General features: G+C 64.0%; 20 protein-coding genes and 1 pseudogene. 13 read left to right on the top strand and 8 right to left on the bottom strand.

Annotated elements, in window-relative coordinates:
- From WOB96_RS06965 to WOB96_RS06915, 11 genes and pseudogenes are all read left to right on the top strand, one after another.
- Positions 1-234, top strand: a pseudogene (locus WOB96_RS06965) (hypothetical protein); the annotation flags it as partial.
- A 77-nt stretch (positions 235-311) separates the two neighbouring features.
- The gene (locus WOB96_RS06960) at positions 312-485 is read left to right on the top strand and encodes a hypothetical protein (RefSeq protein ID WP_341370561.1); all 174 of its coding nucleotides are present in this window, start codon (positions 312-314) and stop codon (positions 483-485) included.
- Between the two features lie 79 nt (positions 486-564).
- Entirely contained in the window at positions 565-1,518 is a 954-nt protein-coding gene (locus WOB96_RS06955; protein ID WP_341370560.1) for a PDC sensor domain-containing protein, read from the top strand.
- Between the two features lie 224 nt (positions 1,519-1,742).
- Positions 1,743-4,175, top strand: coding sequence for a nitrite reductase large subunit NirB (gene nirB, locus WOB96_RS06950; RefSeq protein WP_341370559.1), 2,433 nt, complete (start codon positions 1,743-1,745; stop codon positions 4,173-4,175).
- Between the two features lie 57 nt (positions 4,176-4,232).
- Positions 4,233-4,568 carry a nitrite reductase small subunit NirD gene (nirD, locus tag WOB96_RS06945; RefSeq protein WP_341370558.1) on the top strand — a complete coding sequence of 112 codons (336 nt, stop codon included), beginning with the start codon at positions 4,233-4,235 and terminating at the stop codon, positions 4,566-4,568.
- Positions 4,569-4,589: 21 nt separating this feature from the next.
- Complete coding sequence (locus WOB96_RS06940; protein ID WP_341370557.1) at positions 4,590-7,340, top strand: nitrate reductase; 2,751 nt, start codon at positions 4,590-4,592, stop codon at positions 7,338-7,340.
- Positions 7,337-8,365 carry a DNA-binding protein YbiB gene (gene ybiB, locus WOB96_RS06935; protein WP_341370556.1) on the top strand — a complete coding sequence of 343 codons (1,029 nt, stop codon included), beginning with the start codon at positions 7,337-7,339 and terminating at the stop codon, positions 8,363-8,365. The genes WOB96_RS06940 and ybiB overlap by 4 nt, the downstream gene beginning before the upstream one ends.
- Entirely contained in the window at positions 8,365-9,141 is a 777-nt protein-coding gene (gene cobA / locus WOB96_RS06930) for a uroporphyrinogen-III C-methyltransferase (RefSeq protein ID WP_341370555.1), read from the top strand. Before ybiB ends, cobA begins: the two co-directional genes overlap by 1 nt.
- A gap of 28 nt (positions 9,142-9,169) precedes the next feature.
- Positions 9,170-9,946, top strand: coding sequence for a TIGR01458 family HAD-type hydrolase (locus WOB96_RS06925; RefSeq protein ID WP_341370554.1), 777 nt, complete (start codon positions 9,170-9,172; stop codon positions 9,944-9,946).
- A complete protein-coding gene (locus tag WOB96_RS06920; RefSeq protein ID WP_341370553.1) occupies positions 9,939-10,661 on the top strand; it encodes a type 1 glutamine amidotransferase in 723 nt (240 codons plus the stop codon). The genes WOB96_RS06925 and WOB96_RS06920 overlap by 8 nt, the downstream gene beginning before the upstream one ends.
- A 2-nt stretch (positions 10,662-10,663) precedes the next feature.
- Positions 10,664-11,026, top strand: a complete 363-nt coding sequence (locus tag WOB96_RS06915) for a sirohydrochlorin chelatase (RefSeq protein ID WP_341370552.1) — start codon at positions 10,664-10,666, stop codon at positions 11,024-11,026.
- 38 nt (positions 11,027-11,064) lie between these two features.
- On the opposite strand, the gene WOB96_RS06910 is transcribed toward WOB96_RS06915, so the two are convergent.
- Together WOB96_RS06910 and WOB96_RS06905 are read right to left on the bottom strand one after the other, a co-directional pair.
- Positions 11,065-11,682, bottom strand: a complete 618-nt coding sequence (locus WOB96_RS06910; protein WP_341370551.1) for a glycine zipper domain-containing protein — start codon at positions 11,680-11,682, stop codon at positions 11,065-11,067.
- Between the two features lie 23 nt (positions 11,683-11,705).
- Positions 11,706-12,287 (bottom strand): hypothetical protein, encoded by a 582-nt coding sequence (locus WOB96_RS06905; RefSeq protein ID WP_341370550.1) that lies wholly within the window; start codon positions 12,285-12,287, stop codon positions 11,706-11,708.
- Positions 12,288-13,296: 1,009 nt separating this feature from the next.
- On the opposite strand from WOB96_RS06905, the gene WOB96_RS06900 reads away from it, so the two are divergent.
- Positions 13,297-15,147, top strand: coding sequence for an ATP-dependent metallopeptidase FtsH/Yme1/Tma family protein (locus tag WOB96_RS06900; RefSeq protein ID WP_341370549.1), 1,851 nt, complete (start codon positions 13,297-13,299; stop codon positions 15,145-15,147).
- 71 nt (positions 15,148-15,218) lie between these two features.
- Here WOB96_RS06900 and WOB96_RS06895 read toward each other — a convergent pair whose 3' ends face one another.
- The gene (locus tag WOB96_RS06895) at positions 15,219-15,674 is read right to left on the bottom strand and encodes a hypothetical protein (protein ID WP_341370548.1); all 456 of its coding nucleotides are present in this window, start codon (positions 15,672-15,674) and stop codon (positions 15,219-15,221) included.
- 274 nt (positions 15,675-15,948) lie between these two features.
- Between WOB96_RS06895 and WOB96_RS06890 the strand changes: the two genes are divergently transcribed.
- Positions 15,949-16,710: a glucose 1-dehydrogenase gene (locus tag WOB96_RS06890; RefSeq protein ID WP_341370547.1), complete on the top strand. Its 762-nt coding sequence runs from the start codon at positions 15,949-15,951 to the stop codon at positions 16,708-16,710.
- 53 nt (positions 16,711-16,763) lie between these two features.
- On the opposite strand, the gene topA is transcribed toward WOB96_RS06890, so the two are convergent.
- From topA to WOB96_RS06865, 5 genes are all read right to left on the bottom strand, one after another.
- Positions 16,764-19,301, bottom strand: a complete 2,538-nt coding sequence (gene topA / locus WOB96_RS06885; RefSeq protein WP_341370546.1) for a type I DNA topoisomerase — start codon at positions 19,299-19,301, stop codon at positions 16,764-16,766.
- A gap of 69 nt (positions 19,302-19,370) precedes the next feature.
- Positions 19,371-19,856, bottom strand: a complete 486-nt coding sequence (locus WOB96_RS06880; RefSeq protein ID WP_341370545.1) for a Smg family protein — start codon at positions 19,854-19,856, stop codon at positions 19,371-19,373.
- Between the two features lie 87 nt (positions 19,857-19,943).
- Entirely contained in the window at positions 19,944-21,038 is a 1,095-nt protein-coding gene (dprA, locus tag WOB96_RS06875) for a DNA-processing protein DprA (protein ID WP_341370544.1), read from the bottom strand.
- Positions 21,035-22,126, bottom strand: coding sequence for a LysM peptidoglycan-binding domain-containing protein (locus tag WOB96_RS06870; RefSeq protein WP_341370543.1), 1,092 nt, complete (start codon positions 22,124-22,126; stop codon positions 21,035-21,037). Before WOB96_RS06870 ends, dprA begins: the two co-directional genes overlap by 4 nt.
- A gap of 134 nt (positions 22,127-22,260) precedes the next feature.
- Complete coding sequence (locus tag WOB96_RS06865) at positions 22,261-22,656, bottom strand: DoxX family protein (RefSeq protein WP_341370542.1); 396 nt, start codon at positions 22,654-22,656, stop codon at positions 22,261-22,263.
- Positions 22,657-22,662: the final 6 nt, after the last annotated feature.

The following is a 22,662-nucleotide window of genomic DNA, read 5'->3' as shown; positions in this document are numbered from 1 at the left end:
AAGCCGCTCACGCTCACCGCCATGTACCACGATTACCAGGCAGATAGCGGCGGTCAGCACTTCGGTACCGAGATCAACCTTCTGGCCAGTTATGCCCTGCAAAAGCAGTGGCTTCTGGGTGCGAAGTTCGCCGACTACTCGGCCGACGAGGGCGCGGGGGCGGTGTTTCCCGGCACCACCCAGGCCAATGTCGATACCCAGAAGGTCTGGGCCTTCATGACCTACGCCTACTGAAGCTCGACCTGGCACGAAATCCGCATCATCACGGGATGGGTAGCCATGAACAAGGGTCGGGAGCGAAAGGAGGGAGAATGCACGTTCAGCAATCCACCAGGGTTAGGCCACAACATCATGCTGGCAGCCAGATGCTGATCCTGGGCCTGCTGATTGCCGCGCTCAGCGCCGCACCACAAGCCTGTCGTCCGTCGGCATCCCGCACGGGACGGCCGACGGAGCAACCGGTTTTGCTGGCGAAGGATATCTGAGCGGCCTTGATGGAACCAATCGCCTTTATCGCGCTCCCTGAGAGGGGATTTCCCATTTCCTGTCCGGAGCCATTGCCTCATGAATTCCTTTGAACGCTACTATGAAGTGCAACCCGAGCTGTCGGCCTTTCTGGTGGCCGTGCTGGAAGGCGTGGCCCGCCCGGATCTCTTTCGGGACGTGTCGGAGCTGGAACGCGTCCTGCACTGCCTGATCCGCAAATATCCCTTTTTCGATCTCTGTTACGCGCTCGACGGCGAGGGTAAGCAGATCTGCGACAACGTCATCCACAAGCGCCAGCGCAAGCGGGTCGGCCTGGATGGCAAGGGCCTGGACCGCAGCCATCGCGCCTATTTCCGCCAGGTCAGTGATGGGACTCCCACCATGACCGCCCCCTATCTGTCCTCGGCCACGGGCGAGATATGTCTCACTGCTGCGGTTCCCGTGCATACCCGCGGCAGTGGCATCGCCGGCATTCTGGTGGCGGACGTGGATTTCAAACGGGCATTGGTATTGCTGGAAGGGGATGAGGCCCGGCGGCGGGTGGAGCCAGTCTTCAAGCTGGTCTATGCCGCCATCTTTGTCGGGCTTTTCATCATCAGCCTGGGACTGGGCTATCACGGCTTTATTTCACTTGGTGCGCTCTGGAGCAGCAACACCATGGTGACGAGCTATGTGGCCCCCTTTCAGGCCACCATCCTGCTGACCCTGGCGCTGGCGATCTTCGATCTTGCCAAGACCATCTTTGAAGAGGAGGTGCTGATTCACAAGGACGTGCACCGGCACAGTTCCACGCGCCGCACCCTGACGCGCTTCATGGCCGCCATCCTGATCGCGATCTCCATCGAGGCGCTGATGCTGGTGTTCAAGTTCGCCATCGAGAAGCCGGAATATCTGCCGCAGGCGGCCTGGCTGATCTTCGCGGTGGTCGGGCTGCTGATTGGTTTGGGGATCTATGTCTATCTCGGTGCGCGGGCCGAAATCATGCTGCTGCAGCGGCGCGAATCCCTGCAGCGGCGCCATCGCCAGGACTGATGCTGCACCATCAGTGAACAACTGCACCGAAAGGGTGCGCAATCGGGGCCGAAATCCACGGGTTTCGGCCTTTTCGTGTGTGGCACGGGGATTGCTACAGGAGGGATGACAGGGCACTACCCCAACCCAATGGCGGGCGGGTAGGCCCCGGCAGGAACACGGCAAGGGCGTCGCGCTGACTTTTCGGAGTCGGCCCGGCGCCCTTTTTCATTCTGGAGAGGATCATGGCAAGCAAAGCGAAACTGGTGCTCATCGGCAACGGCATGGCCGGCATCCGCACCCTGGAAGAACTGCTGAAGATGGCCCCGGATAGCTTCGAGATCACGGTCTTTGGCGCCGAGCCTCATCCCAACTACAACCGCATCCTGCTCTCGCCGGTGCTCTCGGGCGAGATGCAGCTCGAGGACACCATTCTCAATGACTGGGACTGGTACCACGACAACGGCATCACCCTGCATGCCGGCAAGCAGGTGGTCGAGATCGACCGGGTACGGCGCCGGGTGATTGCTTCTGACGGCACCGAGGCAGCCTATGACCGCCTGCTGATCGCGACCGGCTCCAACCCCTTCATGTTGCCCATTCCGGGCAGGAATTTGCCGGGCGTGGTGGCCTACCGCGATATCTCGGATGTCGACAAGATGCTGGCGGCGGCCGCGTCTGGAGGGCGGGCGGTGGTGATCGGTGGTGGCCTGCTGGGTCTGGAAGCGGCCAATGGCCTGCTCATGCGCGGCATGGCGGTGAGCGTGGTGCACAGGAATCCCTGGCTGATGGAGCGCCAGCTCGACAAGGTCGGCGGCGAATTGCTGCAAAAGGCCCTGGAACAGCGCGGCATGCAATTTCACCTGCCCAAGGAGACCGAGGCGGTGCTCGGCGAGGAACATGTCACCGGCCTGCGCTTCACGGATGGCGAGGAGATCCCGGCGGATCTGGTGGTCATGGCGGTCGGCATCCGGCCCAACATCGAGCTGGCGAAATCCGCCGGCATCCACTGCGAGCGCGGCATCGTCGTCAATGACACCATGCAGACCTATGACCCCAAGATCTATGCCGTCGGCGAGTGTGTGCAGCATCGTGGCGAGACTTATGGTCTGGTCGCGCCGCTCTTCGAGCAGGCCAAGGTGGCGGCCAATCACCTGGCGGAATACGGTCGCATGCGCTACGAGGGCTCGGTGACCAGCACCAAGCTCAAGGTCACGGGCATCGATCTGTTCTCGGCTGGCAATTTCATGGGCGGCGAGGATGTCGAGGAGGTCGTCCTGCTCGACGGCGCCTTTGGCGTCTACAAGAAGGTGCTGCTCAAGGACAACAAGGTGGTCGGCAGCGTGCTGTATGGCGACACCAGCATCGGACCCTGGCTGTTTCAGTTGCTGCGCGAGAGCCACGATGTCAGCGAGATCCGCGCCCATCTGCTGTTCGGCGAGACCCATCTGGGGGACGCCGGACACGCCGGGCACAATCAGGCCGCGAGCCTGGCCGACTCCGCCGAGATCTGCGGCTGCAACGGCGTGTGCAAAGGCGCGATCGTGCAGGCCATCCGCGAAAAGGGGCTCTTTACGCTTGAAGAGGTGCGCAAGCAGACCAAGGCCAGCTCCTCCTGCGGCTCCTGCACCGGGCTGGTGGAGCAGTTGCTCGCCTCCACCCTCGGCGGCGTCTATGACCAGGCACCGAAGAAAAAGCCGCTCTGCGGCTGCACTGAGCTGACCCATGACGAGGTGCGCCAGGCGATTGTCGCGGAGAAGCTTTTGTCGGCGCGTCAGGCCTTCGCGTTTCTCGGCTGGAAGCATCCCGGTGGTTGCTCCACCTGTCGCCCGGCGGTGAACTACTACGTGCGCACCGCCTGGCCGGCCGAGGGCGTGGATGACGCGCAGATGCGCTTTATCAATGAGCGCGCCCACGCCAACATCCAGAAGGACGGCACCTATTCCGTGGTCCCGCGCATCTATGGGGGTGTGACCAGTCCCGCGGAACTCAAGCATATCGCCGAGGTCGCCGAGCAGTTCGCGGTACCGATGGTGAAGTTCACCGGCGGCCAGCGCCTGGATCTGCTGGGCGTGAAAAAAGAAGACCTGCCCGCCATCTGGGCGGCGCTTGGCACGCCCTCGGGTCATGCCTACGGCAAGTCGCTGCGCACCGTCAAGACCTGTGTCGGCACCGATTTCTGTCGCTTCGGCACCCAGGACAGCACGCGCATGGGCATCGAGCTCGAACGCGCGCTGGAGGGCATGTGGTCGCCGCACAAGGTCAAGCTCGCCGCCTCGGGCTGCCCGCGCAACTGCGCCGAATCGACGATCAAGGATGTTGGCGTGATCGGCGTGGACTCGGGCTGGGAGATCTATGTCGGCGGCAATGGCGGCATGAAGGTGCGCGCCGCGGATCTGCTGTGCAAGGTCAGGACCCATGAAGAGGTGCTGGAAATGAGTAAGGCCTTCCTGCAGCTCTATCGCCAGGAGGCGCACTATCTGGAGCGCACCGCGCCCTGGATCGAGCGGGTCGGGCTGGAGTACGTCAGGGCGCAGGTGGTGGAGGATGCCGATAACCGTAAACGTCTGGCGGCGGAACTGGACTTCGCCCTGCGCCAGGAAAAGGATCCCTGGACCGAGGTGGTGCAGGGTCGGCTCGACGTGAACGCCAAGCCCCTGGCCCGCGTAGCGGTGTGATGTTCCACGTGGAACATCGGACGAGAAATTGTTTCACGTGGAACATGGAGAGAGTTTATGAGCGCAGCAATACCCATGCACTGGATCGCGGTTGGCAGCCTGGAAGACATTCCGCCCCTCGGTGGGCGTTACGTGGAAACGGACAAGGGCCAGATCGCGCTGCTGCGTAACGAAACGGACGAGGTCTTCGCCGTCGAGAACCGCTGCCCCCATCGCGGCGGCCCGCTCTCGGAGGGCTATGTCTCCGGTCGGATCGTGTTCTGTCCGCTGCACAACTGGCAGATCGATCTCACCAAGGGCGAGGCCCTGCCGCCGGATGTCGGCTGCGTCAAGACCTATCCGGTGAAGATCGAGAGTGGGCAGATATTCCTGTCCCTGACTGATACCAAATAAGCCCCCGGGCGAGGCGGATTCATGAGCGCGGTATGGCAATCCCCCCTGCAGGAAACGAAATCGGTCTGCCCCTACTGCGGCACCGGCTGCGGCGTGCTGATTCAGCATGATGGCCGGAAAATCCTGGGTGTGCGCGGCGACCCGAAGCATCCGGCCAACTTCGGCCGGCTCTGCACCAAGGGTCGCACCCTGCATCAGACCGTGCAGGCCCCCGACCGCGCCCTCCAGCCCCTGCTGCGTGATCGCCAGGGCGGCGAGCAGGTCATCCACTGGGATGCAGCATTGGGCCTGGCGGCCGAACGCTTTGCCCGGATCATCCGCGAGCACGGCCCGCAGGCGGTGGCCTTCTATGTCTCGGGCCAGCTCAGCACCGAGGACTATTATGTCGTCAACAAGCTGGCCAAGGGCCTGATCGGCAGCAATCACATCGACACCAACTCGCGCCTGTGCATGGCCTCGGCGGTGACGGGTTATAAAGCAAGCCTCGGTATGGACAGCGTACCGAACTGCTATGAAGATATCGAAGCCGCCAACTGCCTCTTCATCATCGGTGCCAATCCCGCCTATGCCCACCCCATCGTGTTCCGGCGCATCGAAGATGCCAAGGCCCGCAATCCGGATCTCAAGATCATCGTCGCCGATCCGCGCCGCACTGCCACCGCGAGCATCGCCGATCTTTATCTGCCGCTGCGGCCCGGCAGCGACGTGGCGCTGCTGCACGGCATGCTGCATGTGCTGATATGGGAGGAGTTGATCGACCGCGACTACATCGCAGCGCACACCGAGGGCTGGGCGGAACTCAAGCAGCGGGTGCAGGCCTACACCCCGCAGCGGGTGAGCGAACTCTGTGACCTGCCCGAAGACCTGATCCGCGAAGCGGCCCTGGAGTTTGGGCGAGCACATGCGGCGCTGTCGCTCTGGTGCCAGGGCCTGAACCAGTCATCACACGGCACCGACAAAATTACCGCATTGATCAACCTGCATCTGGCCACTGGCCAGATCGGGCGACCCGGCGCCGGCCCCTTCAGTCTCACCGGCCAGCCCAATGCCATGGGCGGGCGCGAGGTCGGCGGCATGCCGAACCTGCTGCCAGGGCATCGTGAGATCATCAATCCCGAACATCGCGCCGAGATCAGCCGGCTCTGGGGTGTCGAGGCCCTGCATCCCGAGCCGGGGCTGACAGCCGTGCCGCTGTTCAAGGCCATCGAGCGCGGCGAGATCAAGGCGGTGTGGATCGCCTGCACAAATCCGGTGGTGAGCCTGCCCGATCAGCAGCAGGTGGTCCGCGCACTGCAGGCCGCCGAATTCGTGGTGGTGCAGGATGCCTATCACCCCACCGAGACCGCCGAGTTCGCGGATCTCATCCTGCCCGCCGCGAGCTGGGGCGAGCGCGAGGCCCTGGTCACCAATTCCGAGCGGCGCATCAGTCGTCTCGCACAGGCGGTGTCAGCTCCCGGCCAGGCCCGTCCCGACTGGGAAATCTTCCGTGATTTCGCCCGTACCTTGGGCGAGATACTGGACATGACCGGCCACCCGTCGCCGCAAACCGAAAGCTGGTCCAGCCGCGCCCGGCGGCTATTCGATTACCCGGACAGTGAGAGTATCTTCAAGGAGTTTCGCGAAAGCACGCGGGGGCGTGATCTCGACATCACGGGTCTGAGTCTTGCCATACTGGATGAGCAAGGCCCGCAGCAGTGGCCCTTTCACGAGGGCGCCACAGGCGGCAGGCAGCGCCTCTACACCGACGGCATCTTCCCCACGCCCTCGGGTCGGGCCCGCTTTCTTGCGCCCGCCTATGCCCCGGTGGCCGAGGAGATCGATGCGCGTTATCCGCTGCGCCTCACCACCGGGCGCCTGCGCGACCAGTGGCACACGCTCTCGCGCACCGGCCAGGTCGCGGGCCTGTTTCAGCACGTGGCCGAGCCCCTGCTGGAGATCCATCCGGAGGACGCGAAAGCCCTGCCCGAGGGCAGTCTGGCCCGGATCAGCAGCCGCCGCGGTACCGTGATTGCGCGGGTGCGCCACGCAAGGGCACAACTGCCCGGCACGCTGTTTCTGCCCATGCACTTCGGCAGTCGCTTCGCGCCACAGGGCATGGCCAATGCCCTGACCCTGCCGGCCCTGGACCCGGTATCGAAGCAACCCGAGTTCAAGCACGCGGCGGTGCGCGTGGAGCCTGCGGTCTTTGCCTGGACCGGCGCGATCCTGTGCCGGCTGGATGTCCCGGCGCGCCTGCGCGAACTGCAGCAACTTGTCAGCGCCTTTCCCTTCGCCACCCTGAGCCGCCTGGGTGACGAGGCTGATCCGGCCCTGTTGCTGCGAATCGCCGCTGACGCCCTGCCCGATACCGGGTTGCTTGCCGCGCTGGATGCCGCGGCCGGGCTCGATGGCCCGGAAGGTCTCGACTATCAGGACGCCCGGCGCGGCGTGTTCAAGCGCGTGCTCCTGCGGGAAGGCCGGCTGCAAGGCGTGCGCCTGATCGGCGAGGACGCCACGCTCGACTGGCTGCAAGCCCTGATGCTTTCGGGCGAGGACGTGCGCGGCTTTCGCCACCTGCTCTTCGCCCCGCAGACCCCGAAAAACCTGCAGGCCACGCCCCTGAGCCGTGCGGTCTGCAACTGCATGGGTGTGTCGGAAAGTGCGATCCTGAGGGCCATCGGCGAAGGCGCGACCACCGTCGAGGCAGTGGGCAAGGCTTGCGGTGCCGGTACCCAGTGCGGCTCATGCAAGCCCGAAATCAGCCAGTTGCTGCAGATGCGGGTGGCCTCATGAGATCCTGGACGCAGATGCTCGGGGATGTGGCACGCGGCGCCAATGCCGCCCGCGACCTGCCGCGCGAGGAAGCCGAAGCCCTGTTCGCGACCTGGCTGGCGGGCGAATTGCCGGAGCTGGAGCAGGGCGCATTGTGGAGCGCCTATCGCATCAAGGGCGAGAGCACGGACGAGCTGCTGGCTTTCGTCGCGGCCCTGGAGGCCAGCGCGCCGGCCCTGCCCCTGCCAGCGGGCGCCTCGTACCCGGTGGTCCTGCCGGCCTACAATGGCGCGCGGCGCGAGGCCAATCTCCTGCCCCTGCTGGCCCTGGTACTGGCGCGCGCGGGCTTGCCGGTGCTGCTGCACGGCACCTTCGGCGGGATGGCAGAGCCCGATGGCGCGCGCCTGACGGATCACAGTCCGGCAGGGCGCCTGAGTGCGGGCGAGATTTTGCGCGCAATGGGGTATCCGCCGCTGGCAAGCCGTGATGAGATCAGCTTTGAGATGGAAAGTCGCCAGCTCGCCTACGCCCCCATCGACATCCTCTATCCCGGCTTTGCCCGCATGCTGGCCCTGCGCCAGCGCCTTGGGGTGCGCTCCAGCGCACATACGGTTGCCAAGCTCTTCAATCCCTTTGCAGGACCTGCCCTGCAGGTCGCGGCCGTCACCCATCCGCCCTATCTCGAACGGCTCAAGGACGTCTTCGAGGCCAGCGGCCGCCTGGCGCTGCTGATGCGCGGCACCGAGGGCGAGCCGGTGGCCAACCCCAAGCGCCGTCCGGCCCTGATCGCCGTGCGTGACGGTCGCGCCGAGCTGCTGTTTGATAAAGACAGCGCGCCGCTCAAGGCCCTGCCCGTTTTGCCTAGCGATGCCAGTCTCGACGCCACCTGCCGCTTCACTGAAGCAGTACTGGCCGGCCGGCTGCCTCTGCCCGCCCCCCTGGCGGATCAGGCCGCAGCACTGCTCTACCTGTCCGGAATCGTCAGCAGCCCGCAGGCTGCCTATTCGCTGTTGCCGGCGGCACCCGCCGCCCAAGGAGTCTCATGATGCACACAGGCAAGGTCTTTCTCATCGGCGCGGGTCCCGGTGACCCCGATCTCCTGACGCTCAAGGCCCTGCGCCGGATTCAGGCAGCGGATATCATCTTTTATGATGCCCTGGTCAACCCGGAAATCCTGGCCCATGCGCGACCTGGCGTGCGGCTGGTGGATGTCGGCAAGCGCGGCGGACAGGTCTCCACACCGCAGATGAGCATTCAGGCGCAGCTCATCCGCGCCGCAAGGCAGGGACTTGAAGTGGTGCGGCTCAAGGGCGGCGATCCCTTCATGTTCGGGCGTGGCGGCGAGGAGTGCATGGCCCTGCATGCCGCCGGCGTCACCTTCGAAGTGGTTCCGGGTGTGACCAGCGGCATGGCGGCGGCCGCCTATGCCGGCGTGCCCTTGACCTACCGGGGTTTGAGCCAGTCGGTGGCCTTCATCACCGGCCACGAGGCCCCCAATGCGCCCAAGGTCGATTGGCGCAGGATGGCCCAGGGCGCCGATACCCTGGTCATCTACATGGGTGTTAGCCACCTGGCCGAGATCAGCGCCGAATTGATCGCCGGTGGGCGCTCACCCGAGACTCCGGCCATGGCCATCCAGTGGGGCAGCACCCGCGACCAGCGCCAGGTCAGCGCCACCCTGGCCGAACTGCCCGAGGCTTTGCGCAACGCCGGTATCGGCAGCCCCGCCATCCTGGTGATCGGCGCGGTCACGGCGCTTACCGATCACCTGGCCTGGTTCGATCCGCAGGAACTGCCGGCGGCCATCAAGGCCCAGGCCTGACACCAATGCCGTAAGCGTGGAGGCAAGCTTGATCCAACATGTGCTCATCGATCTGGCCGGCGTGCTCTACAGTGGCGGACAGGCTCTGCCGGGAGCGCGCGATGCCCTGGCGCGTCTCCAGGCCGCGGGCTGCTCCTGTCGTTTTCTCACCAACACCACGCGCAGTACATGCGCCGAGGTCATCGCGCAGCTACAGAAGATGGGGTTCGCGATTCCCGAGGAGGCTGTTTTCAGTGCGCCGCTTGCCACGCGCGCGCGGCTGCTGGCTGATGGCCTGCGGCCCATGCTGCTGGTGCATCCCGGGCTCCTGCCCGAGTTCGACGGCATTCCCCAGGATGCGCCCAATGCCGTCGTGGTCGGTGATGCCGGCGAGGCCTTGAACTATGCGCGGCTCAACAGCGCCTTTCGCCTACTGATGCAGGGCGCCCCTCTGCTCGCGATGGGACGCAATCGCTATTTCCAGGATGTGGATGGCCTTTCCCTGGATCAGGGGCCCTTCGTGTGCGCCCTGGAGGAAGCCGCCGGGATCGAGGCCGAGGTGCTCGGCAAGCCTGCCAAAGCCTTTTTTGACAGCGTGCTACGCGACTTGCAGGCCAGACCCGATGAGGCGATCATGATTGGCGACGACCTCGTGGCAGATATCCAGGGCGCGCAGGAGGCCGGCATTCCCGCCATCCTGGTGCGCACCGGCAAGTATCGCCCGGCGGACGGCGAAGATCCGCATATCCGGCCCGCTCAAATCGCCGACGACTTCGCTCGGGCGGTCGACTGGCTACTGGCTCAGAGGGAAAGCGCCGATGTCTGAAATCCTCATCCTGCAGCACGCCGAATTCGAGGGCCCCGGATTTTTCGGCGAGCTGCTGCGGGAGCATGAGCTGCCCTTTCGCGTCCTGCGCCTGGATCGGGGCGAAGCCCTGCCGGGCACGCTGGAAGGCATCCGCGCTCTGGTAATGATGGGCGGGCCCATGAGCGTCAATGACGAGGATCAGTATCCCTGGCTGGGGCCGGAAATGGCCCTGATCCGGCAGGCCGTCACGACTGGTCTGCCCACCCTCGGCCATTGCCTCGGCGGACAGCTCATCGCCAGGGCCTTGGGCGGCACGATCAGTCGCAACCCGGTCAAGGAAATTGGCTGGCATGCGGTGGAAAAGACCCCCGCCGGGATGGATAGCCCGTACCTGCACGCCCTGCTGCAACGCTTCGAGCTGTTTCACTGGCATGGCGAGACCTTCAGCTTGCCGGAAGGTGCCGTGCATCTTCTAGGCAACGAAAACTGCACAAATCAGGCCTTCAGCATCGGCGGGCATGTACTCGGCTTTCAGTGCCATCCCGAAGTTACGGCGCGGATGGTACGGGACTGGTGCTGCGACATGGCCGAAGATTTGGAAAGCCTCTCACCCGCAGTACAAACCCCGCAAACCATGCAGCAGGATCTCGAATCCCGCATTCAGGGACTGCATGAAACGGCGCGCGCGATCTACGCGCCCTGGCTCGCAAGAGTACACGCAGGGACAACTTGAGCATGGCCGAATACGCCCACATCCTGCTCGCCCACGGCTCGCGCGACCCGCGCTGGCGGGCCAGCTTCGAGCAACTGGCCTCGGCCCTGCAGGCGCGTGATCCGGCACGCCGGGTCTGGCTGGCCTACCTCGAACTCGCCAGCCCCAGCCTGCTCGACTGCGTTATACAGGCGCACAGCGCCGGCTTTCACGAAATCCGCGTCAGCCCGATCTTTCTCGCCGTCGGCGCGCATCTGGCGCGTGACATCCCCGCAAGGCTTGCGGAGGTGGCCGAGGCCTTTCCCGATCTGGTTATCCATCAGGATCCGGCCCTGGGCGAGCTGGCAGCGGTGCAGGCGGCGATGCTGGAGAGTCTGGGCTCATGAAAAAAGGGCCCGAAGGCCCTTTTCCTGCTAGCTGGCAATCACCCCCGTCTGGGCATGACGCTGACCGCCACCTTGGTATCGTTGGAGGGCACGTATTGCGCCTGCCCGGCTGGCAGGTTCAGCATGGTCAGCACCGAGTCGCGCAGGTTGGCCGGACCGCTGGCGACCACTTCGGTATCCGCCTGGATGGCAAGTTCGGCCGTCTTCTGCAGAATGCGGGTGGCCTCGGGGTCCTGGTTACGGATCTCGCTGGCCGGGATCAGCACCCGATAACCGGTGAACACCTGTTGCGACTGGTTGGTCTGCGGGTTCTGCATCACCGCGGTATTCACCTCGGCCTGATAGCCGGCCTGTCGGGCGTCATAGGCCACGGACTGCGCCGCCTTGATATCCAGTGAGCGCCCGCGCATGTAACCGGCAGCGCCACCGACCAGAGCGCCGATGGCTGCCCCGGCCTTTGAGCTTCCCATCTGGTTGCCGATCACCGCGCCCGTGACCGCGCCGGCCCCGGCCCCCATGGCACCCTGGGCCTGGGCGTGGCTGCCATTGATGGTGGCATCATTGATGCCATCCAGTCCGCTGGTGCTGGCGCAGGCGCCGAGAAAGACCGAACTGGCCAGCAGCGCGGTGGCGTAGCCTTTTTTGGATCGCAACATGTGTCTCTCCTTTTTCGCTGTTTTCACTGCAATTGTCGAAGCAGAAGGTCGAGTTCCTGCTCCTTTCTATGAAGGTAAAGGGGGTCATGCTCCTCCAGTGCCATGGCCGAGGGCTGGGCGGCTGGTGAGGACGCCACTCGGGCCGCCGGTTCAGGTTTCGGTGAACTGGCCACGCGGCTTGCCGGGTTCGCGCGGGGAGCGCTGTAGGGTTTTGGCCGGGGCGATTTCTTGAGCTCCTGGCTTGCCAGTCTGGAAACCGGCTTATTGACAGAGACTATCTGCCTGGCCTCTTCGTGCTTCACGGCTTTCTGCTTTGCTGCACTAGCTTCGGTCCTGTGTTCATCAAGGGCTGAAGATTGCGCCTGGGTCCCGGAGGCTTTCTCAAACAGTGTCGCGTAGTAACCACCTGCCGCCAGTGCGGCCAGCGTCAGCAGCATGGTGATCATCAGCAGGCCCCAATGCTGAAAGTGCCGCCTGGGGCGCTTGCGCGGCAACTCCGGCAGTGGGTCACCGTCGAGCAGGCCGAGCGCCGGCCCAGGCTCGAAAGCCGGTTCGGGCACCGGGTCCTGTATCCTGCCAGCAGGTTGATTTTCCCGGGCCTGCACCGGCGATTCCTGTGTCGCTGTCGCAGTGGCCGGCCGCTCCCCGGATACAGGGGGGGGCTTCCGCGGGTGTTTTTCCCCAGCCGGTTTCGCTGGCGCAACAGGCGGAATCGCTGTCTGGGTCGAATCTGCGGCTGCACCTGATGCGGCCCTGGCAGGTGGCTCTGATTGCGTTGCGGCCTGAGCCGGCTTGGCCGGCTTTTGCGCAGCGGGCTTTACCTGCCCAGCCGCCACGGCTGACCCTGTCACATCCTGTTTTGACCGGACAGGATTGTCCGGCACTCCGCAACAGGCCGCACAGTACCGGCGGCCCACGGACACGAGCGCGCCACACTTCTTGCAGTGGTTGTCAGTCGCTGCCGCTCTTGCTTCGGCCTTCTCCCTGGCATTGGAGGCCGGCTCCTGACCGCTAGCCGCTCCTGACGCAACGAGCCTGAAGCCGCAGGTCTTGCAGAAGATGGCGCGTGGGCGCGGATCCTCGGACTGGCATCGGGTGCAATACATATCTTCCTTCCTGTCCAGCGTTCCGGCATGAGAACCCCGCCCCGGGATTCCTACAAGCAGCCGGAAAACGGTGAATTCCTTTTGGCTAAGGCAAGCGGACAATGTGTACTAATGCCTTGGCTGTCATCTGGTTGACGGCAGGCCCCCGGACTTTCTGAGGACCAGGCTGGCAGCCGATGACTCTGCATTGAGCGTCAAAATTCCGGCAAGGCTGCTTTTTCGGGTCTGGACCGGATCTCGGGGCGGGGTACAGCGTGGGAGGGTCGGGCCAGAAAAACCATCAGACCTTGGACTGGCATCTTCCGGAAAAATCGTTACAATGGCCGCTTGCGTAAGCGCCAAAAATTTGGCGGTCGCATTGCATAGTGTAAAGCACTCACTATCTCTTGCAATGGGACGAAATTCTTTTTTGCCGGTAGATCCGTGATCTGTAAGGGTCATTCGGGGTCAGCCGGCCCGACAGAGGTGGCGGAATCCTGTCATCCTCCACGCTTGACAAGGAGCTTTTGTGAAGCAGCACAAGTGGACGAAGTTGCTGAAGAAACACTGGAAGGTGCTGGCGAGTGCCGGCGCGTTGGGGCTGGTCCTGTGGACCGCCTTTGCCCTGGGGCAGATGTCCGGCTTCAAGGCCAGCCCCGAACGGCAGTTGGCCGGCGACATGAGCCTGACGCAGGTGCATGCGCAGATCGCCCGCGAGGCCAAGCCCGGGCAGCTTTTCATCGGCGAAAAGGACACCATCTATCAGCAGGCCAATGGCGTCGCCTGGCGTATCAGTGACTTCGCCGAGCATGTCAACAAGGCCGAGCTGAACTTCTACAAGGAAAAGGGCGTGCAGCTCTCCGGCGCCGTCAGCATGGCGGTCAAGCCCGGCGAACTCGGCCGCAACCAGGTCTACATGAAGACCGTCACCGAACTCGGTGGCCAGGTGCTCATGGGGCTAGTCTATGGTCTGGCGGCCATCCTGCTGATCCTCTTTCTGCGCCAGACGCTCTCGGCCGGCGGCCCCTTCGCCAAGCGTTTCCGCCAGGTGCGCCGCGCCGAGGATTCGGTGACCCGCTTCGCGGATGTCGCCGGCCACGCCGGACCCAAGCTCGAGGTCGGCGAGATCGTCGATTACCTGAAGTCCCCCGAGCGTTTCCAGGCCACTGGTGCCAAGGTGCCGCGCGGCATCCTGCTCTATGGCCCGCCCGGAAACGGCAAGACCCTGCTCGCCAAGGCCATTGCCGGTGAGGCCGAGGCCGGCTTTCTCGAACAGAATGCCTCTTCCTTCGTGCAGCTTTATGTCGGTGCTGGCGCCATGGCCGTGCGCGATCTGTTTCGCGAGGCCCGCAAGCAGGCCCCCTGCGTGATCTTCATCGACGAGATCGATGCCGTGGGCGGCGCCCGCAACGGCGGCAGCGGCACCCATGACGAGCGCCTGCAGACCTTGAACGCCCTGCTCGCCGAGATGGATGGCTTTGGCGACAACGCAGGTCTGGTGGTCGTCGCCGCCACCAACCAGCCCGACCAGCTCGACGAGGCCCTGGTGCGCCCCGGCCGCTTCGACCGCAAGGTCTTCGTGCCCCTGCCCGGTCGCGGCGACCGGCTGGAGATCCTGCAGACCTACATCAAGCGCATCCCCAAGGTCTGCGTCGACATGGATCGCCTGGCGGTGCTGTCGCAGGGCTTTTCCGGCGCCGAACTGGCCAACTGGGTCAATGAAGCCGCCATCGAGGCCGCCCGGGCCGACACCAATGTGGTCACCGACAGCCACTTTGCCAAGGCGCGCGACCGCATCCTCATGGGTCCGCTCAATCACGGCCAGCTCATGACCGACCAGGATCGCCGCACCGTCGCCTATCACGAAGCCGGCCACGCCATCATGCGCGTGCTGGTGCAGGATGGCACGGTGGAGAAGGTCTCGATCCTGCCGCGTGGCATGGCCATGGGCGTGACCGTCATGGGCCGCGAGGAGGAGCGCGTGTTCCATACCCGCCAGCATCTAGCCAAGGAACTGCGGGTGCTGATGGGTGGCCGCGCCGCCGAGGAGATCTTCTGCGACGCCGTTTCCAGTGGCGCATCCAATGACATGGAACGCGCCAGCCGGCTGGCCCAGCGCGCCATCTGCGAACTCGGCTTCGGCAGCTTCGGCCCCTATGTGCCCAAGCATGATTCGCTGCTGCTGGAAGGCGAGCGCGAGGCCGCCGAGTGGGTCAACGAGGCCTACGAGCGCGCCCATGAGCAACTCTCGCGCCACAGCGAGGCCATGCACAGGCTGGCCCAGCGGCTGCTGGAGTGCGATGAAGTGGATGGTGACGAGGTGCTGGCGCTGATGCAGGAAAGCGGCGAGGACGCCGTGGAACAACTGGCTGCCGGATAGGATTTGTCATTTTGTCATAAGGCGCAAGGCGGGCTTCGGCCCGCCTTTTTTGCGCCCGGGCAGGTGCAGGCTCAGCCAAGTGGTGTCTCAAGCAGGCTCGCAGGCGAGAGACTCAGCAGTTCCTCCTGGCCGGTGGTGTTGCCGCCCAGGGTCTTCAGGCTTTGTGAAAAGCTCTGCCACAATCGCAGATCCTTGTCTGCATCCACCTGCAACTGCGCCTGATAGCAGCCGGCCAGGGTGCTTTCGGTAATCGCCTTGCCACCCAGGGTACAAGCGGCAGCGACCTCAGCCAGCTTGTGGTCGGGGAGCGACTCCATCTGCCTGTATGAATGTGTTGCGCTGGAGAGAGAACCGTGCACCAGCGCAGGGTCCATTCCAGAAAGATCGTAAATCCCGACGCTTGCCTCGGCGGGATGTTTTCCGATAGCCTGTTTCTGCCCACTCGGATTGCTTTCCAGCATCTGCAGATCAAATATTGACGCAGACATCATCACCAGTATTGCCGCAGCCAGCCATCCCATGGTCATTTCAGGTTCTCCTGTCCGGGACTGCGTTCCATCTGCCAGGGCTTTATGCATCTGTCTGTCCTCATGCCGCGACTCTACTGGCGGCGCTGGTACAAAGGAATTGTCTTAAGTCCGACATCGGCCCCAAAGGGGCACTGAATGGGCCTTTCCTCGGATATATGGATCAGTGGGAAATTTGCCACATCGTGTGGACGGAAACTCCCCCGCCTAGTGTTGGTCAGACGGGCAAAACAGGATCGACAGACTCAGCGCGCTTGTAGCGCATGGAGGTGGCATGAAACATCAGGGCCGAACAGTGCTTGTGACAGGTGGAGCCCAGGGGATTGGCAAGGCCATTGCCAAGACAGCCCTGGCGCGTGGATTGCAAGTCCTGATCGTGGATCGGGATCAGGCGGCGGGACAGGAAACGATCAGTGAGTTGGGGGCGCAAGGAGAGATCCGCTTTCTGGCCGCGGATGTCGCCCAGGAGTCAGACGTGCAGCGCATGGTCCAGGGGGCGCTGGATCATTTTGGTCGACTGGATTATCTGGTGAACAATGCCGGAATCATGATCCGCAAGCCGGTGACCGAGCTCAGCTATGCCGAGTGGCGGCAGGTGCTCTCGGTCAATCTCGACAGCATCTTCCTTGCCGCCAGGTACGCCACGCCTTACCTGCGCGCTCAGGAGGGAGCGATGGTGAACATCGCCTCAACCCGCGGGCTGATGTCCGAGCCGGATACCGAGGCCTATTCCGCCTCTAAGGGCGGTATCATTGCCCTGACACATGCCCTGGCGATCAGCCTCGGGCCCGCGGTACGGGTCAACTGCATCAGCCCCGGCTGGATCGAGGTCAGTGAGTGGAAAAAGCAGGGCCAGCGTCATGCGCCGGATCTGCGCCCGGAAGATCAGGCCCAGCACCCGGCAGGGCGGGTTGGCCGCCCTGAGGATGTGGCATCCCTGGTGATGTATCTGCTGTCCGAGGAGGCAGGCTTCATCACCGGCGCGAATTTCGTGCTGGATGGCGGCATGACCCGCAAGATGATCTACGTCGAATGAGGTGCAGCATTCGCGACCGCCGGTAATTTACTGCGGCGGTCGCGAGCCTGCGTTCAGGTACCCGTCTTGGCGGCGCGCGGCTTGCGTGGGCTGGCGGCTTTGGTGCTGTCAGGCTTTGCGGCTGCGGCCTTACGGGCGCGGGTGGGCTTGGCTTCCGCCTCGGTCTTGGCCGCAGCCTTGGGGGCTTTCGCGGGCTTGGCTGACTGCGCCTTGCTGGCGGGTGTTTTCTTGCCTTTGGCGGTTTTCGCCGGCGCCTTTTCCGGACGTTCGGGCAGCACGGGCGCCGGTTTGGCGATGGCCGCGGCAATGATTTCCGGGCTGGCGCCGACCGGCACCCGGAAACCGCAGGCGCGATCCGGGCAGAGCTTCTCCTCGCCCCAGCGCTTGGTGGTTTTCAGGGTCAGGATGGGGCTGCCGCACTTGGGGCAGGGCTCGGCCAGCGGCGGATCCCAGACCGCGTAGGTGCATTTGGGATAGGTATTGCAGGAATAGAATACCTTGCCATAGCGGCTTTTCTTGGCGACCAGCTCACCGGTATTGCAGCTTGGGCAGCTCACGCCAGTGCTCTGGGGCTTTTCCAGGGGCTCGATGTGCTTACAGGTCGGGTAGCCCGAGCAGGAGATGAACTTGCCGTAGCGGCCCACCTTGAACACCAGGGGCTGGCCGCAGTCCGGGCAGTCGCGGCCCACCAGCTCCGGTTCGGCCTGGGCATCGGTGCCCAGCGGTCTTGCATAGTCGCAGTCGGGATAGCCGGTGCAGGAGATGAAGCGCCCGCGCTTGCCAAGCTTCAGGGCCAGCGGCTTGCCGCACTTGGGGCAGGCCTCGTCGATCTGCTCGCTGGTGACATCGGCGCGGCTGACGCTCTTGGCCTTGTCCTCCACCCGCTCATGAAAGGGCGTCCAGAAGGCGTGCAGCAGCGGCTTCCAGTCCTTTTCCCCGCGCGACACGGCGTCGAGCTCGTCTTCCATCTGCGCAGTAAAGTGATAATTCACGTACTGTTCGAAGTGCTCGACCAGAAACTTGTTCACCACCCGCCCGACATCGGTGGGGTGAAAGCGCTTTTGCAGCAGTTCCACATATTCGCGATTCTGCAGGGTCTGGATGATGCTGGCATAGGTCGAGGGCCGGCCGATGCCGTAGGCCTCCAGGGCCTTGACCAGGGTGGCCTCGGAGTAGCGCGGCGGCGGCTCGGTGAAGTGCTGGCTGGCGCTCAGGTCCAGCAGTTCGGGCTGGTCCCCCGCGGTGAGCGGTGGCAGCAACTTGCCGCCCTCTTCCGCGCCGTCGTCCACGCCTTCCTGATAGACGCTGATGAATCCCGGGAAGGCGATGCTCGAGCCATTGGCGCGCAGCAGCCAGTCGCCGCCATTGCCGAGATCCACGGCCACGGTGTCGATCTTGGCCGGGCTCATCTGGCAGGCCACGGTGCGCTTCCAGATCAGCTCATAGAGCTTGGCCTGCTCGGCGCTGAGGCTGCCCTTGAGCACTTCCGGGAGGCGCTGGATGCTGGTCGGGCGGATAGCCTCGTGGGCTTCCTGGGCATTCTTGGATTTGGTCTTGTAGAGCCTGGGGCTGGCGGGCAGATAGTCCGGCCCGAAGCGCTCCTGAACCAGGCCGCGGATCTCGCTGATGGCTTCGGCGGCGAGATTCACGGCATCGGTACGCATGTAGCTGATCAGGCCCACCGAGCCCTCACCCGGCAGTGATACGCCTTCATAGAGCTGCTGGGCGATGCGCATGGTGCGGCTGGCGGAGAATCCGAGCTTGCGGGCAGCTTCCTGCTGCAGGGTGGAGGTGGTGAAGGGCGCGGCGGGTTGGCGTGAGCGCTGCTTTTTCTCCACTTTCAGCACGCGTAGCGGCGAGCGCTGGCAGTCGGTCTCGATCCGGGCGCGCACGGCCTCGGCTTGTTCGGCCTGGGTGAGGTCGAACTGTTCGAGCTTCTTGCCCGCCCACTGCACCAGACGCGCATCGAAGGCCTGACCGTCCTGGCGCAGGCTGGCCTCAATGGTCCAGTATTCCTGGGTCTGGAAGGCCTCGATCTCCTGCTCGCGCTCGACGATCAGGCGCAGGGCGGCACTCTGCACCCGCCCGGCCGAGAGCCCGGGGCGGATCTTGCGCCATAAGAGCGGCGAGAGATTGAAGCCGACCAGGTAGTCCAGGGCGCGCCGCGCCTGCTGGGCGTTGACCAGCTCATAGGAAATGCCGCGTGGCTGCTGAATGGCCTGGGTGATGGCGTTCTTGGTGATTTCATGGAATACCACGCGTTCCACCGGTTTGTTCTTCAACACGCCCTTTTCTTTCAGCAACTCCGCCAGATGCCAGGAAATGGCCTCGCCCTCGCGATCCGGGTCAGTGGCCAGGATCAGGGTGTCGGCCTGCTTCAGCGCCTTGACGATCTCATCGACGTGGCGCTTGTTCTTCTCGATCAGATCATAACGCATGGCGAATTCATGCTCGGGATCGACCGCGCCCTCCTTGGGCACGAGATCGCGCACATGGCCATAGGAGGCCAGGACGGTGTAATCCGGTCCCAGATACTTGTTGATGGTCTTGGCCTTGGCCGGCGATTCGACCACCACCAAACGATTACCCATATCAATATCCTATAATGCAGAACGGCGGCGATCCGAAGACTCGCCGCCGTTTCCCGAAAAGTGGAAAATCTAGTGCAGGTAGCCCCGGGATTCGTCAAATACCATGTCTTCCATCCAGGCGTAAGCTTCCTCGCGGCCGGGGTGATTGAACAGGACCATGAGAATCACCCATTTGAGCTGTTCCAGGTCGATGTCGCCGCTGTCCAGCGCCATCACGCGATCGATGATCGTCTCGCGCAATTGCTGGTCGATCACGCCGGTCTGTTCCAGGAAGATCAGGAAGCCTTGACCTTCGAGGCCCAGCTTTTGTTCCTCGCGGGTATCGTAGTGGCGCAAGGAGAAGCCGGGATTGGGCACCCAGTTGGGCGACTGCGTCTGTAGCTCGGCCAGGCCTTCCATCCAGTTCAGGGCCTTGTTGATATCTGACTGGAGAAAACCAGCTGCGTTCAGTTCCGCCTCGATGCTTTCCTGATCGGCTTCAGTGCCCTCCTCCTCGTCGAGAAAATTCTCGAAGATGTACATCAGGATATCGAGAACGTCTGTGCTTTCTTTCATCGGCGGACCCTCCTGGTCAAAAATGGCTCTTTGGCCGCTTGAAGCAACAACGACTGGCGCGGTGCAGCGCGAGAACCAAAAGGGCGGTCATGCTTCACGTGGCAGGCGTTGATAGCGCCCGCCAGGACTGCTGGCAATCCAGGCATCCAGCTCCAACGTCAACAGCATGGCGGAAACCCTGTCGGGCGTCAATCCACTGCGCTCCACCAGCACGTCCAGCGTCTGGGGCTCATATCCCAGCACTTCCAGCAGCGCAGCAAGTTCGGCATCCTCGGGGCTGTCCGGTCCGCGTTGCGGGCGGGTTGCAGCAAACGCGTGCAGATGCCCGAGTTCTTCGAGAATGTCCTGCACACTTTCCACCAGCTTGGCGCCCTGGCGGATGAGGTGGTGCGGCCCGCGGCTCAAGGGGTTATGGATCGAGCCCGGCAGGGCAAAGACCTCGCGGCCCTGATCGGCGGCCAGCCTCGCGGTCACCAGCGAGCCGCTGCGAATGGCGGCCTCGACCACCAGCACGCCCATCGAAAGGCCGCTGATGATGCGGTTGCGCTGCGGAAACAGCGCGGCCCGCACCGGCGTGCCGGGGGGATAGTCGGTCAGGATCAGACCAGTCTCGGCAATGCGCGCGGCCAGTTGTTCGTGCTGGCGCGGATAGATGCAGTCCGGTCCCGTGCCCATCACCGCAAGCGTCGCCCCCGAGCCTTCCAGCGCGCCCCGGTGGGCGGCGGCATCGATGCCGGTGGCCAGCCCGCTGACGATGTTGAAGCCGGCCTCGCTCAAGTGCCGGGCAAAGGCCTGGGCATTGGCGGCCCCCTGCGGCGTGGCGTGGCGGCTGCCGACGATGGCCAGCATCGGCCGGCTCAGCAGAGTGCGCTGACCACGCAGATAAAGCACGGGCGGGGCATCGGGCAACTGGCGCAACAAGGGCGGATAGTCATCATCCGCCAGCGTCAAAAGATCATTGGTCGGATCACCCAGCCAGGCTGCATCAGCCGCCGTCAGCAGGGCCTCAGGCCCCTTTTCCAAGCCCTGGATCTGCGATTTGTTGAGGCCCGCGGCCCGCCAGGCGGTGCTATCTGCCTGAAACAGGCCCTCGGCATCGCCGAAGTGCTCCAGCAGCGCGGCCAGGCGACGCTGGCCGAGACCAGGCAGGCGTCTGAGGGCCAGCCAGACAGACCTTTTCATTTTGCGTGGGCCAGGGCTTCGGCTTGGGGCGCGCCATCCCGCAGCGCGGGATCACCCGGCGTATGCACGCGGCTGCCAACGCGGATGGCCTGGCTGCTCTCCAGAAACAGCACATAGCTGACCTTGTCAAAGGTCCGGAACACCATCGCCGTGCCCACCGGGATTTCCGGCAGGGTGACCTCGCCACCCTTGACCGGATCGGGCAGGGTCCGCCCGGCGCGACTCACGGTCAGCACCTGCCCTGGCTGCATCCCAGCCTGGCTGCCGAGATTGATCAGCGCCACCGATCCCTGTCCCATCTCGCTGATGCTGTCCTCGCCGGCCAGGATCGCGCCATTGACCATGCTCGATGGCGTCTGTAACTGGAAATGCAGGTTGGGCGTTTCGGGCTGGGCCAGCAGGCGGTCACCGGTCAGGATTTCCCTATAGGACTGGATGATGTCCGCCCGGCGCAGGGGGCCTTCTCCTGAGACATCGGCCACGCCGACATGATCCATGCGCCGCCCAAGCGGCTTGCCGGTGGCCGGATCCACCAGCTCCGGTCCGGCCCGCACGATATCGAAGCGACCCGCGCCAGCTTTGCCAAAGCCCTTGGCATAGAGGGTGTCATGCTGGCCAAAGAGCACGCGCTGATTCTGATCTCCCACCAGATAGGGCTGCTTCGCCAGCGCCTCATCGGTGATGATGCCGGGGCGATTGAGATAAGGCAGGATCAGCGAGGGATTGACGGTCGGGATCGCTTCCAGGGGCAGGCTGCGGGCCTGCGGCGTGGCACGTACCACGCGCAGCTTGAGCATGCCGCGACTCTGGTCGAATACCAGCAGATCACCGGGGTAGATGAGATCCGGGTTGGTGATGTAGCTGTTGCGCTCCCAGATTTGCATCCAGCGCCAGGGGTTTTTCAGGAAGCGCGAGGAGAGATCCCAGAGGGTGTCGCCGGAGCGGACCACATAGCTTTCCGGTAAATGCTTGTAGCCCTTGGGAAGACTCAACTGGTCACCGGGATAGGGCGCCGCGGCGTAGGCAAGGGGGGCGAGCAGGGCAAGGCCGAGCCCGGCAATGGCCAATGGCTTGAGGTGGCGACGCATGTTTGTCCTTTCTGGGTGCAAGCGGGCTGCGGGTGGCGCCAAGGCTTGTTTTCGCGGCTTTCCACCCACCTGCTGACATTAATAGCACAATTTCCCAGAAAAGCAGTTGCTGTAGTCCAGGCGCTGATTCTCTCCTAACGATTGTTGAGGCTCAGCCGCCCGGGACCCATGAAAACCAGCGCCAAGGCGGTAAATAAATACATGCCCTGCAGCTCGAGTGCCCAGCCGCCCTGGGGACCAAGTACGAAAAGGTCAGCGCGGTGTGCCAGCGCGAAGGCAAACAGCATGTTGACGACAATCAGGAGCGCGCCGATCCGCGCGTACCAGCCAGCAATCAGCAGCAGTGGCCCGAGCACCTCGCCGAGAAAGACGCCGAAGGCCAGGTAACCCGGCAGTCCGATGCCACTGAGCATGCCGGTGATCGGTCCCACGCCGCCCTTGATCTTGGCGATGCCGTGCAGCAGGACCAGGATGCCAAGCGCAAGGCGCAAAATCAGTTTGCCGGTATCATCTGCCCTGTTCCAGTTCATTTTCCC

The sequence above is a fragment of the Thermithiobacillus plumbiphilus genome (assembly GCF_038070005.1).
In the GTDB taxonomy this organism is placed as follows: domain Bacteria; phylum Pseudomonadota; class Gammaproteobacteria; order Acidithiobacillales; family Thermithiobacillaceae; genus JBBPCO01.
Note: the sequence above shows the minus strand (reverse complement) of the source record. Positions and strands in the feature narration are given on the sequence as shown.